This is a genomic window from Rhodococcus sp. 320_ES, assembly GCF_059691855.1.
Genome location: NZ_JCAWAG010000003.1, coordinates 475,647 through 488,143, shown reverse-complemented (window position 1 = coordinate 488,143; position 12,497 = coordinate 475,647). Strand labels below are relative to the sequence as shown.

The 12,497-nt window shown below is 64.2% G+C and carries 12 protein-coding genes; 6 read left to right on the top strand and 6 right to left on the bottom strand.

Annotated elements, in window-relative coordinates; translation table 11 throughout:
- The first annotated feature begins 125 nt into the window (after positions 1–125).
- Together AC59JP_RS12855 and AC59JP_RS12850 are read left to right on the top strand one after the other, a co-directional pair.
- Positions 126–1,088: a fumarylacetoacetate hydrolase family protein gene (locus tag AC59JP_RS12855; protein WP_497326154.1), complete on the top strand. Its 963-nt coding sequence runs from the start codon at positions 126–128 to the stop codon at positions 1,086–1,088.
- A complete protein-coding gene (locus tag AC59JP_RS12850) occupies positions 1,085–1,705 on the top strand; it encodes a cupin domain-containing protein (protein WP_497326153.1) in 621 nt (206 codons plus the stop codon). Before AC59JP_RS12855 ends, AC59JP_RS12850 begins: the two co-directional genes overlap by 4 nt.
- Positions 1,706–1,759: 54 nt before the next feature.
- On the opposite strand, the gene AC59JP_RS12845 is transcribed toward AC59JP_RS12850, so the two are convergent.
- A complete protein-coding gene (locus tag AC59JP_RS12845; protein WP_497326152.1) occupies positions 1,760–2,623 on the bottom strand; it encodes an ABC transporter substrate-binding protein in 864 nt (287 codons plus the stop codon).
- 125 nt (positions 2,624–2,748) lie between these two features.
- Here AC59JP_RS12845 and AC59JP_RS12840 point away from each other — a divergent pair, with 125 nt between their 5' ends.
- Together AC59JP_RS12840 and AC59JP_RS12835 are read left to right on the top strand one after the other, a co-directional pair.
- The gene (locus tag AC59JP_RS12840) at positions 2,749–4,275 is read left to right on the top strand and encodes a bifunctional 3-(3-hydroxy-phenyl)propionate/3-hydroxycinnamic acid hydroxylase (RefSeq protein ID WP_497326151.1); all 1,527 of its coding nucleotides are present in this window, start codon (positions 2,749–2,751) and stop codon (positions 4,273–4,275) included.
- 30 nt (positions 4,276–4,305) lie between these two features.
- Positions 4,306–5,244: a VOC family protein gene (locus AC59JP_RS12835; protein WP_497326150.1), complete on the top strand. Its 939-nt coding sequence runs from the start codon at positions 4,306–4,308 to the stop codon at positions 5,242–5,244.
- 61 nt (positions 5,245–5,305) lie between these two features.
- On the opposite strand, the gene AC59JP_RS12830 is transcribed toward AC59JP_RS12835, so the two are convergent.
- Both AC59JP_RS12830 and AC59JP_RS12825 read right to left on the bottom strand, forming a co-directional pair.
- Positions 5,306–5,836 carry a winged helix-turn-helix transcriptional regulator gene (locus tag AC59JP_RS12830; RefSeq protein WP_497326149.1) on the bottom strand — a complete coding sequence of 177 codons (531 nt, stop codon included), beginning with the start codon at positions 5,834–5,836 and terminating at the stop codon, positions 5,306–5,308.
- A gap of 18 nt (positions 5,837–5,854) precedes the next feature.
- Positions 5,855–6,175, bottom strand: coding sequence for a 2Fe-2S iron-sulfur cluster-binding protein (locus tag AC59JP_RS12825; protein WP_497326148.1), 321 nt, complete (start codon positions 6,173–6,175; stop codon positions 5,855–5,857).
- Between the two features lie 320 nt (positions 6,176–6,495).
- On the opposite strand from AC59JP_RS12825, the gene AC59JP_RS12820 reads away from it, so the two are divergent.
- Both AC59JP_RS12820 and AC59JP_RS12815 read left to right on the top strand, forming a co-directional pair.
- Positions 6,496–7,638 carry a cytochrome P450 gene (locus AC59JP_RS12820; protein WP_497326147.1) on the top strand — a complete coding sequence of 381 codons (1,143 nt, stop codon included), beginning with the start codon at positions 6,496–6,498 and terminating at the stop codon, positions 7,636–7,638.
- Positions 7,635–8,876: an NAD(P)/FAD-dependent oxidoreductase gene (locus AC59JP_RS12815; RefSeq protein WP_497326146.1), complete on the top strand. Its 1,242-nt coding sequence runs from the start codon at positions 7,635–7,637 to the stop codon at positions 8,874–8,876. Before AC59JP_RS12820 ends, AC59JP_RS12815 begins: the two co-directional genes overlap by 4 nt.
- Before the next feature lie 33 nt (positions 8,877–8,909).
- On the opposite strand, the gene AC59JP_RS12810 is transcribed toward AC59JP_RS12815, so the two are convergent.
- From AC59JP_RS12810 to AC59JP_RS12800, 3 genes are all read right to left on the bottom strand, one after another.
- Positions 8,910–10,634 carry an FAD-dependent oxidoreductase gene (locus tag AC59JP_RS12810; protein ID WP_497326145.1) on the bottom strand — a complete coding sequence of 575 codons (1,725 nt, stop codon included), beginning with the start codon at positions 10,632–10,634 and terminating at the stop codon, positions 8,910–8,912.
- Positions 10,635–10,637: 3 nt separating this feature from the next.
- Positions 10,638–11,852: an oxidoreductase gene (locus AC59JP_RS12805; RefSeq protein WP_497326144.1), complete on the bottom strand. Its 1,215-nt coding sequence runs from the start codon at positions 11,850–11,852 to the stop codon at positions 10,638–10,640.
- Positions 11,853–12,076: 224 nt separating this feature from the next.
- Positions 12,077–12,478, bottom strand: coding sequence for a hypothetical protein (locus tag AC59JP_RS12800; RefSeq protein ID WP_497326143.1), 402 nt, complete (start codon positions 12,476–12,478; stop codon positions 12,077–12,079).
- Positions 12,479–12,497 lie beyond the last annotated feature (19 nt).

The window sequence follows — 12,497 nt, the reverse complement described above, 5'->3', positions numbered from 1 at the left end:
GACTCGTATAGCACCCGAAGCCTCGAAGGACAGCGCACCGAGGCCACCGAACCCGAGATTGGGAGACAACAGTGAAACTGGGACGAATAGCGGTTCCGACGCCTGACGGCGAACAGCTGAGGATCGTGTCCGTCGACACCGACGCGGGTCGGGTGGTCGACCTGGCCCGCGCGTACGCGCTGACCCTCACCCGCAGGGGCACCGAACCCGACCGCGCGGCGATCGTCGCGCGCACCGTGTTCCCGTCGAGCATGTCGGCGGGCATCGGAGGCGGTGATCTCTTCCTGGACGCAGCACAGCAGGCGCTCGCCGCGGGCGACGACGCTTCCCACCCCATCGACGACGTGTCCTGGCGCGCCGCTGTCGACTCGCCCGTCATCCGCGACGGGCTCACGTTCGAGACGCACATCCAGAACTTCCATCGCACGGTCGCGAAAGCGCAGCCCGCTCGCTCTCTGTACGAACGCCCCGGATATTTCAAGGGGACAACCGCGAAGTCCTACGGCCACAACGAAGTTCTGCCGTACCCCGATTACACCGAGATGCTCGACTGGGAACTCGAGGTGGGCTACGTCGTGGGCAGGTCGGGTAGCGACCTCACTCCCGACAATGCCCTCGATCACCTCTTCGGGATCACCATCTTCAACGACCTGAGCGCGCGCGATGTCCAGGGAGCCGAGATGGCCATCGGAATGGGCCCGCAGAAGTGCAAGGACTTCGGTTACGCCATCGGTCCGTGGATCACCACCATGGACGAGATCGCATCGATCGAGGGGCTCGTCGGTCAGGTGCGGGTCAACGGCGAGCAGGTGTCGGAGACCAAGGTCGAGAACTTCGTCTACACCCCCGCCGAACTGCTGGCCTACGTCTCCATCGCCGATCGGCTTCAGTGCGGAGACATCATCGGATCGGGGACCATGGGCTTCGGCGCGGGTGTGGAAATCGGCCGGTTCCTCCAGCCGGGCGACGTTCTGGAACTGGAACTCGAAGGCGTGGGCACGCTCAGGACGCCGGTGTCCATGGAACGCGAGAAGGCCCCGTGGTGGCCAACACCTCGCCCCTACCCGCACGAGGACTGGTCGCTGTGAGCGCCCGCCAGCCGGTCCGGCGAGTGGTGACGGGACACGACGACGACGGCCGGTCCGTCGTACTTTCCGACGGAAACGCTCCGCACCACTGGACGTCGGACACGATTCCAGGCTTCGGCGCGACCGTGCCGTGGATGACCACCGCCGATCCCATCGACCATGCATCCGACGTCGACGCTGCGTCGTCGGACACCGTGATCCCCTCGTTCCCGGCGACGGGCGAGACGATCATGCGCATCGTCGACTTCCCGCCGGACTCCGTCTACCCGAAGGAAGCGGAGGCGGTCATCTTCACCGAGCTCGACGGGCACGCCGAGAACGAGGCCGGGAAGGAGCGGGCGCAGAGCAAGCACTTCTGGTTCCATCGCACCGACTCGATCGACTACGCAGTGGTTCTCAGTGGTGAGGTGACGTTGATTCTCGACGACGACGAATCGACTCTGCACGCCGGTGATGTCGTGGTGCAACGCGCCACGTCCCACGCTTGGTCCAACCGCACCGATACGACGGCGCGAATGTTGTTCGTACTCATCGGAACCGAGCCGCAGTCGGCAGAATCGATCGCTCGCAAGCGTTCCGGCGCCGTCTCCGCGGGTGCCTCGACCGCAACCGTGTGACGGTGACGGCGGTCGGGCGGCGAGGCACTCGCCTCGTCCGCCCGAGTCGCCGTCTCAGTCCTGAAGTCCAGGCGACGAGACCGCGTCGGTGTTCACCATGGTCCCGACATCGGGGAGGCCGTCGATCGTCGTGCCGGTGTCTCGCCGCAACCGGCCCAGCACCCGCAGCGCTTCCACCGTCGGCGCGAGGGTGGATGGAATCCTTGCCTTCACCGACGTCGCTGCCGCTCCCCGGATGTCGCACTCGTCCAGGGCCGCTCGGAGTTCGAACTCCGGGGCGTCTCGCATCCAGTCGTTCGCCTGTGCAAGGGCACGCACGTAGGCGTGTACCTGCGCGCGCACGGCAGGAGGCGATTGTCGGGCGGTCACCACACCCAGGCCGGGATAGGAAGGCAGCCACTCCGATACCCGGGTCTCGACCGTCATTCCCTCCTCGATCGCGTGGTCGAGCAACGGCGGCGCCAGCAATGTCACGTCCGCTGTGGAGGAGTCGAGTGCAGCCAGACGCTCGCGCACACCCCCTACCTCCACCACGGCGTAGGAGCGTGCCAGTCCCTGGTCTGCGAGCATCGCGTACGCCACGATCGCGAATCCGTTCGTCGGGGCGTCGACGGCGAGACGAAACCGTCCGGCGACCCCCAGCGGTCCGAGTCCGGTCCGACACACCAGTGCCAGATCCGTCGTGGTCTCGATCTGCGCAACGAGAACGACGTCCGAACCGGACGCGTTCCAGGCGAGGATGTTGTCGGTGGCAGTCACCGCCACGTCGACCGCACCGCTGTCCAGATCTGCACGCTGAGACGCCGAGGACGGCGTGTGAACCGTCGCCACGTCGACACCGTTCATGTCGAAGAATCCGCGTTGCCGCGCGATGGCGCTCAGCGCCGGAACCACGAAAACCGATTCGGTAATGGTCACTGGATCTGCCCGGATCGAGCCGAATTCCACGAGGCCGAAATCGATTTCGATGATTGTGATGTGCGTCGCATACTCATATGCTAGCTTCAGCGATACGAGACGTCTAGTACAGCAAGGAGCAAGTCGTGGACTGCGATGTAGTGATCGTCGGGGGCGGCCCCGTCGGAGTGAGTGCACTTGCCGGTCTGGGCCGGGCCGGCGTGTCCGCCATCTGCATCGATCGCGAGGGCTCCGTGTGGACGCAGGCGCGCGCGGTGCACTTCGACGGCGAAACGATGCGGAGCCTTCAGGCGATCGGGGTCGCGGACGCCGCCATGTCGGTGTGCAACCCGATGGAGTCGTTACGCATGGAGAACGAGGCGCGCGAAACCCTGTTCTCCTACCCCACGGGATCGCTCGGATCCCAGGGATGGCACGAGGACATGATGTTCCATCAGCCGGACATGGAACACCTGATCAGAGACAAAGCGGTCTCCTACCCCGAAACCGAACTGCGGACCCGAACCACGTTGACCAGCATCGAACAGATCGATGGACTGGTTCACAGCACGGTCTCCGACGCAGACGGGCAAACCTACACACTCATCTCGCGGTGGATGATCGCCGCGGACGGAGCGACGTCCACGGTGCGGCGCCTGGCCGGAATCACCACCGAGAAACTCGGCAACGACGACCCGTGGCTCGTCGTGGACGGACTGCTGGACCGGGACGGCGGCGACCACCCCATCGAAGGCGACATGGTGTTCCTGGGCCATCACACCCGACCCGCGATGTGGGTGAGACTCCCCGGTGATCGCGTCCGCATGGAGTTCAAGGTCATGCCCGACGACGATCCCGCCGAGATCGTCACGCCGGAAGCACTCGAACGAGTCAGCTGCGGCGCACTTCCGGTGTCGCGCTTCACCCCCGATCGGGTCGCGATCTACACCTTCCGAGCGCGACTGGCCACGACGTGGCGCGCCGGCAACGTATTTCTCGCCGGAGACGCAGCGCACCAAGCGCCCCCCTTGTTCGGTCAAGGTCTGTGCGCCGGCATGCGCGACGTCGCCAATCTGACCTGGAAACTCGGCCTCGTATCGAAGGGTCTGGCGTCCCCGGACCTTCTCGACACCTACGAGAGCGAGCGGCGACCGCACGCTCACTACTGGGTGGAGAAGGCCGCGACGATGGCGGAGATCCTGCAGACCGTCGACCCGGTCGTCGCCGCTCATCGAGACGCCCATATTCGCGAGAACCCGCTGGCGTCGGCCCCGCCGCCCGCCCCGCCGCTCGGACCGGGTCTGCATGTGGGAGAACGGGATCCACGCGCCGGAGTTCTTGCACCTCAACCGTTCCTGGACGACGGTCGCCGGTTGGACGACGAGATCGGTCCGCGCTTCGTCGTCGCGGCCCCGCTGACCCTGCTCGAGGCGATCCCGACCTCCGTCCGAGACGCGCTCGTAGGCGACGTGCACACGGCCGTCGTCACCGATCCAGCCGTGGTGACCGCACTTGCGGGTCCGAACGGCGCGGCAGCGGTACTGCGACCCGATCGTTATGTGCTCGGAATCGCCGACAGCGCAGATGAACTCGACACTCTGGTGACCATGATCCCCACTGTTCGGCACGCCCTCGACACCACGGTCGTGCCCTCCCCCGGACCCCTGTCGTAGACCGCAGACCCACATATCTCGAGGAGAATCATGACATTCAGCCCGATCACACACCTGCGCCACGTGGACATCGCCGTCCCGGACTTTGCAAAGCAGGTCGAATTCTACGGCGGCCGTTGGGGATTGACAGCCACCGAGACCGAGTCCGGTTTGACCTACTTCGCCGCCGAAGGCTCGCCGGAGCAGTACATCGTCCGTGTGCGTGACAACGCCGACAAGCGACTCGACCTCGTGGCGTTCGGCGTGGCGGACAGCCATGGAGTCGACGCGCTTGCGGATTCGCTGATAGCGGGTGGGGTGTCACTGATCACCGAACCGGGGACACTGCACACACCGGGCGGCGGCTACGGATTCCGATTCTTCGACGGCGACGGTCGAGTCGTGGAGGCCTCCGCGGACGTCGCTCTCCGAAAGCACCGCAAGATCGAGGTACGCGAGTCAATCCCGGTACGTCTGTCTCACGTGGTACTCAACTCACCGGAGCCCGAGAAGACCGTTGCCTGGTACAGCAAGCACCTGGGGTTCCGCCTCTCGGACACCCTGGACCACCCCCGTCTGGGCAATCTCATGTTCTTTCTACGCTGCGGACCCCAGCACCACAGCATCGCCGTATCGCGGTGCCCGCACACCTCGCTCAATCACATCTCGTTCGAGATGCGCGGCCTCGACGAGTACATGTTTGCCACGGGCCGACTGCTGCGGGCCGAGGTCCCGAAGATTTGGGGGCCGGGACGGCATGCGGCCGGGGACAACACGTTCTCTTACTTCACGGACCCGAACGGGAACACCATGGAGTACACCACCGAGCTCCTCCAGCTCGACGAGGACACCTGGCATCCGAGCATCTACGACACGTCCGACCCTGCCACGTCCGACCAGTGGGGTACCTCGAACCCGATGAGCGAGTGGGTCAGTAGCGCGATGTTCAACGATCCGGACAAAGGTTTGTTCACCGCTCCGCCGGTATAGACCTACCAACCCGAAGTCGGCTCACGCCTTCACGGACGGACGCCGGCTTCGAGCGCCACTTCTAGGCGTGAGCGGCCGGTGAGTCCTGCCCGCCGGCACTGTCGAAAACCGCGCGTGCACATTCGATCTCGTCCGAGTGCTGCAGACCCCAACCGATCAGATGCATGATGAGATCGGAGAGTTCGGAGCCCAACGGAGTGAGTCGATACTCGACGTGGCGGCGCACGTCCGCGATCTCCGTCCGGGTGTACATGCCGTCTCGTTCGAGCATCCGAAGGTTGTAGGTCAGCATCTTCTGCGAGAGCGGATGCGTGGGATCGAGGGCCTGCAGGAGTCGACGGATGGCAGACGGACGTAGTGGACCGGCCCGGGAGATCACGAGAAGCCAGTTACGCCAATAGTTTCCGACGTGGCCCACAACTCCCATCAAAGGAATGCTTCGGTTTCCGTCGAACTCGGTCAACAACATCGCGAGTTTTCGAAAATGCTCGTCGGCATCGTCGGACAGATGGGAGTTACCACTCAGGATGCGCCTGATCTCGTCCATCATCGGGTCGACCGACGCGGAATCGTCCCGCACATGCGCACTCATGAATCCCACCCGAGTTTCCTACGACCAGGGAACGTCGAGTTCCACTTCGTCGAGACCGGCACCCATCTCGATCTGGCATCCCAATCGGCTACGACGATCATCGCGAGGACTCGCCGTGCAATCGAGCATCTCGTCCTCGTCCTCGCTCATCGGCGCCAGGCGGTCGATGTAGGGCTCACGCACGTTGACGTGGCACGTAGCGCACATGGCCTGGCCGCCACACTCGCCGATGATTCCACCGATGCCGTGTGAGAGCGCTGCCCTCATGACGGTCACACCCTCGTCGACGTCGACGACTTCCGAGCGTCCGGACTGATGGTGAAATGTGATCTTCGGCAATGGAGACTCCCGCGGTATCGGTAGGCACTGACGCGTTGCGCGTGCCACCGACGCGCTCCACGTGACCACCATCGAACATCCATCCCCCCGGCTCACGAGACGAAGTCGCCAAAACTTCCTTATTCCAATGCGTTCGGGTATCTATGCAGATGTTGCGGTGGACACCGGCACGGTGACCGATCCAGGCTGAATACACGTGATCACCGTCACGTCAGTTCCCGCATCGCCGGCGAGCTGCCCGAGCCTGAGTCAGGACGTAACGAATGGGCCGACCGACACTTGCCGAACCCCCCGTCGCGAGCTGGATCGACCCAGCGGACATGGCAGTGGATCCGTACCCGACCTACCACCGTCTGCTGTCGGAAGCACCGGTTGCATGGGCGCCGACACTGAACATGTACCTCGTCACCTCTGCTCGTGCTTGTCGCGCGATCGAGGCGGATCAGCAGACCTTCAGCGCAGCGGTGAGCGGCCCGCGCGCAACGATGACCCGCTCGATGGGCGCACCGCCGATGCTGAGCAAGGACGACCCCGAGCACGCAGCCGAGCGCACAGTGGTCAACCCGGCACTACGCCCGAAGAACCTCCGCGAGAACTGGATGTCCATCTTCGAACGAAACGCGCGCACGCATCTGTCCGCACTGGTCGAGCGTGGGCCCGACGAGGCGGAACTCAACCGCGACTACGCAGCCCCGGTGGCAGCTCGAAACCTTATCGATCTCATCGGATTCCGGGGTGTGTCCGAGTCGACGATGCGGCGTTGGTCGCACGCCCTCGTGGGGGGAATCGGCAACCTTGTCGACGACGCCGACACCTGGACCCGAAACGACGACGCTCGCGAGGAGATCTCGGAGTCGCTTCGCGAACTTGTTCCCTACTACCGTTCGCATCCCGACGGGTCCATCCTGTCCGCGTTCGTCGCCTCCGACCTCTCCTTCTCGCAGATCAGCGCGAACATCAACCTGATCGTCTCGGGAGGAATGAACGAGCCCCAACACGCCATCACTGCAGCAGTGTGGGCGCTGACCGACAACCCCGAGCAACGAGACCGCGTACGTGCAGATCCCTCGCTGTGGCCCGACGTCTTCGACGAAACAGTGCGCTGGGCGTCCCCGATCGGGATGTACCGCAGAGTGACCACCACCGAGGTGATGATCGAGGATGTGGCACTGCCTGCAGGAGCAGCCATCGGTGTCGTCGTGGGTGCGGCCAATCGAGATCCGGCAATCTTCGAGGAAGCCGACTCGTTCGACATCACGCGCCCGAAGCAACCTCACCTCGCTTTCGGTAGCGGAGTGCACCTGTGCGCCGGCCACTGGGCGGCCCGCATGGGAATCGGCGAGGTGGCAATTCCACTGCTGTACGAAAAGATTCCGGGATTGACCGTGGACCACCGGCGGACATCGGTGTGGCAGGGTTGGTTCTTCCGCGGACTGTCCGAGCTGCCGGTCACGTGGGGATGAGCGCTCGAGTCGTCATCGTCGGGGCAGGTCAGGCGGGCTTCGAAACAGCACGCACGCTACGCGACCTCGATTTCGACGGGAGCATCGCCGTCATCGGCGACGAAACGGCCGTCCCGTATCAGCGCCCACCGCTTTCCAAGGCGTGCCTCGGCCAGGCCGATCGCGACGTCGACGTGTCGCTGCAACCGCTGGACTTCTATTCGTACAATCGAATCGATCTCATTCGCGGTGACGCGGTGACATCCATCGATCGTGTTGCGCAGGAGATTGTTTCGGAGAGCGGCGCACGATTCGAGTACGACCATCTCGTTCTCGCAACGGGTACTCGCAACCGCGTTCTTTCCGTTCCTGGCTCGGCGGCGTCCGGCGTCCACTACCTCCGCACTCTCGACGAGGCGAGGTCTCTGAACGACTCCCTGTCCTCGTGCACAGCCGTCGTCGTCGTGGGCGGCGGGTTCATCGGTCTCGAAGTAGCGGCTGCGGCGACCGCGCGGGGCATCGACGTCACCATCGTCGAGGCTCTCGACCGCCCGATGGCCCGCGCTGTCACCGCGACGACGTCCTCGTTCTTCGTCGCCGAACATCAGCGCCGCGGCGCGCGGTGGAAGTTGGGAAAAGGCGTCGAATCCATTGTGGCGAAACGTGGTCGGGTCAGTGGTGTTCTGCTCACCGATGGTGAAGTCGTCACCGCAGACCTCGTCGTCGTGGGGGTCGGGGTCGTACCCAACGTCGAGTTGGCGGCCGACGCGGGGTTACGGGTCGACAACGGCGTTGTGGTGGACCGCAGCCTCCTGACATCGGATCCCACCATTTCGGCTGTGGGTGACTGCGCGACGTACGACCGCGCAGACGGCCGAGGCCGCATCCGATTGGAGTCGGTCCAGAATGCCGTCGACCAAGCGCGGTTCGTGGCAGCTCGTCTGTGCAGCAGCGCGTCCGAGTACTCGGTCGTCCCCTGGTTCTGGACAGTTCAGTACTCGAACAAGCTGCAGATTGCCGGCATCTCTTCCGGTTGCGACCGCGAGGTAGTTCGAGGGTCGCTGGAGGGCGGAGCATTCTCGATCTTCTGCTATTCGGGCGACACCCTGGTGTCGGTCGAGTCCGTCAATCGGGTCCGCGACCACATCACCTCCCGAAGGCTGCTCGCTGCCGGGGTATCGCCGACCCCCCAGCAGGTGACGGACACCGAATTCGACCTCAGAAGCCTTGTGGGTGGAACCGATGGATCCGTCGGCTGAACCGACGGATCCATCGGGGTCGAATACTCCCGTTCAGCCGGTCGTCGCCCTGGAACCGATGCGAGCTCGCACTGCTGTGTTGTCGCGCAGCGGTTCTCGAGTAACGCTCTCGGCAGCCAGACAGGCGAATGTCGCCGCCGGGCCGAGGGTGCTCCCCAGCGAGAGATAACCGTCACCCGCAACAGAGGCGACACAGTTTCCGGCTCCGTAGAGTCCGGGAACGACCGAGCCGTCTTCTCGAAGCAATTGGCTGTTGGCGTCGGTCTTGGGACCGCCATTGGTGTCCAGCACCATTCCGCAGATCAGGACGCAGTAGTACGGTCCCGACTCCGATAGCGGGTACATCCCGGGGTTCTTGTCGTTGCCCGGTCGGGCGATACCGTGCCAGTCGTATTCGGACATGTTCTCGCACCTGTGGAAATCGTCGTCGACTCCCACCTCGGCGAATTTGTTGAAACGCTGCACCGTCTCGCTCAGTTGTTCCGCGAAATCCGAAGCCAGCTCGAAGTCGCCGACGGTCGACGTCAAACTCGCCAACCGCTCCCGAATTCGCCGAGTCAACTCGTCCCACGTACGCCCCTCGATGATGTACGGCTTGGGAGCACGGAACATGTCCCAGAACAGAGTCGGCTTCTCGTCGTGCGCTACATAATCGTCGTAGATCATGAACAACACCCGATTCGGGTAATCCCCGGTCTCGTCGCGTTCCCAGAGAACACGGTTGCGGTCCTGATAGACGAGTTTCTCGTTGACGACCCTTCGCCCGTTGCGGTCGACGTAGATCATGCTGTCCCCGGGCGGAACCGGTATTCCCTTGTCCTGATTCACCCGATTCTCGGCAGCCTTCTCGAGGATGTCCTCGTAAAGCCAACCGTTACGCATGTGCGCGAGTTCGGCGCCGGCGTCCAGTGCCATGGGAATCAGGTCGCCCTGCGCGGTCGACACAGCGCAGCTGCTGTAGAGCGGGCCTCGCCAGTACTCGGTCACAAGGTCAGCGTTGTGCGCGAAACCTCCGCTGCCGAACACCACGCCGCGTCGTGCGAAGACGTTTCCCCAGTCTCCCCCGACTCCCACGGCTGCCCCGTCGTCGTCTTGCAGCAGCCGCTGCACCCGGTGAGCGGTGCGCACCTCGATACCGCGCCGGCGCAGCGCCGCTCCCAATTGGTCGACGAGCTCGGCGCCGGGTCCACAGGTTCCGTCCGCACGGGCGGGCCCGAGGTGGCGGTAGAACCCTTGAATGGATTCGTCGAACTCCGGGTGGTAGCTGACAATGGCCGGGTAGCGCTCGGTGAACGAGGGCCACAACGTGACGTGGAAGGCGCCGGCGTCCACCAGCGCGTCGATCGCTCGGGCTGCGTTGTCGTAGAACGCCGTCACTGTGTTCCACTGCCACGGTTCGACACCGAAGAACTCTGCGTCAGCATCGAACTTGTCCGGGTGCGCCACCTTGATCATGTACTGCAGCACCGTGTCTCGATCATCTCTCAAACCGAGGCTGCGCATGATCGCGTTGTCCGGAATCCACATCGCTCCGCCGGACTTGTAAGTCGTACCGCCCACCTCGTCGGACGCCTCGAGCACGACGACCTCGGCTCCTCTGTCGTGCGCCAGGATGGCTGTGCACATTCCCGCCATTCCTGCTCCGACGACGATCACGTCGAACTCGTCTCGATCTGAACCTTCGAATCCCGAGGGACGCGGCGGCGGGTCGAAAAGCCCGTGCATCCACCAGTAGTCGGGTTGCTCGGTAGAAGTCATCCGCTAGTCACCCTTTCTCGACTGATCGACGAGTTGCCCTTCGTGCGAATAACTTTCGTACGCCTCGGCGAGATCGCGGTACTTACGGAAGTCGCGCATCCCGTCGTAGTCGCCGCGCCGAACACGATCGACGAAGTCGGGGTTCGAGATCTGGGCGCGGCCGACGCCGATCATGTCGAAGTCACCTCGAGCCAAGCCCTCGCGCACTCGAACGACGTCGTCCTCGACCTGCAGGAGGGGATCCTTGTTGTCGAAGACGTCGCTTGCCAGGTCGGTGGACAGTCCGACGCTTCCGATGGTCATCACCGGCAGGTCGGTCATGGTCTTCACCCAGGCCGCCACGCTCTTGCGGGGGTCCAGTTCGGGCCACCCAGCCGCATCGAATCGTCGCGCCGAGATGTGAAACGCGTTCGCACCCGCGCGCTCCATCCGCTCCAGGAACGGCCCCAGATCGTCCGGGTGCTGGGCGATCCGGGCCCCGTAATCCACTTCCTTCCACTGCGAAAATCGCACCGAGATGATGAAGTCCTCACTCGTGGCGGCACGGATCGCAGCGATGATCTCGGCGGGATAAGAGGCCCGCTCCGCGAGGGTCGCTCCGCCGTATACGTCTGTGCGAAGGTTGGTTTCGTGCCAGAGAAACAGGTCGAGAAGGTACCCGTGGGCGCAGTGCAACTCGATCCCGTGGGCCCCGAGGCTCTGCGCGATGCGGGCGCTGTCCACGTAGGCATTCTTGGTGTCCTCCAGGTCCTGGCGGGTCATGGCGACACCGTTGGGCCGGCCCTCCTGGATGAGACCCGACGGGCTCCACGCGGGGTGATCCGGGTAGGGATTCTCGATCCCGTCGACAACGAGGCGCAGAGCTCCCGGGTGCCACAGTTGCATGAGCACCACGACGTCGCCCGTGCCGAGCACTTCGCGGACCACGAGACCCCAGTCGTCGGCAGTCTCGCGGCCCAGAATGCTGAACGCGGGCTGCCAATAACCGGCAGGATGCTCCGGTGCGGCGCCCTCTGTGATGATGACTCCGGGTCCCTGCTCGGCGGTGGTCCGCAACGTCTGTGCCATCCCGGCCGTGGGGCGGTATCCGCGTGATCCTCGCTGCATCGCCGGCAGGTAGAACCGATTGCGAACGGGCGTCGTGTTGAGCACAAGTGGCGAGAAGAGGGGGTCCGTCGTACTCGGTTCCGAATCGAGGAGGAGCGAATCCTGTTGCATGTGAGCGCCTTTCGCTTGAGTCTGAGACGCTCGTCACGTTACTTCCGTCACAACAGGGTTGACAATTGGGCACTTTTTCGTTCCCGGTCAGGTCCACTCCCGCGTCGGGCGGGTATGCACAGCGCGCATCGACCGAGCCAAGGACGTGGTGTAGTTCACGCCGCGCCGGCTGTCGATCATTCCTGTCCGGACACACCCTCATCGCATCGACGGCCCGATCGACGTCAGTGTCGCGCCGAGGCCGTCGGAGATCCCGGTATGCTGCCACCCGACCGAGTGGTCGCCGGGTCGAACTCGAAGACCTCGAGCTGAAAACCCACCGGTCGGGATGCGCACACGTCCGCGAGCGCCGTCGACAACGCCTCGCGGAACTCGTCGACTATCTGCCCCACCGTTTCCTTGGCACGCCCGCCGGCGATCTTCACACGAACGTGGACATATCCATTGGACCCGTCGACCACGTCGTCCGCGACGCGTGATTTGTCGATGACCGTGGCGAAAGTCCTTATGCCCCAATGCGGGAAGACCCCCAGGCGCTGAGCGGTCGAATGCAGGGAGTCGACCACGGCGGTCACGTCCAGAACGTCGGCCAGGTTACGGGTGTACTCGATCGCGATGTGCGGCATGGTGCCTGACCTTACCTTC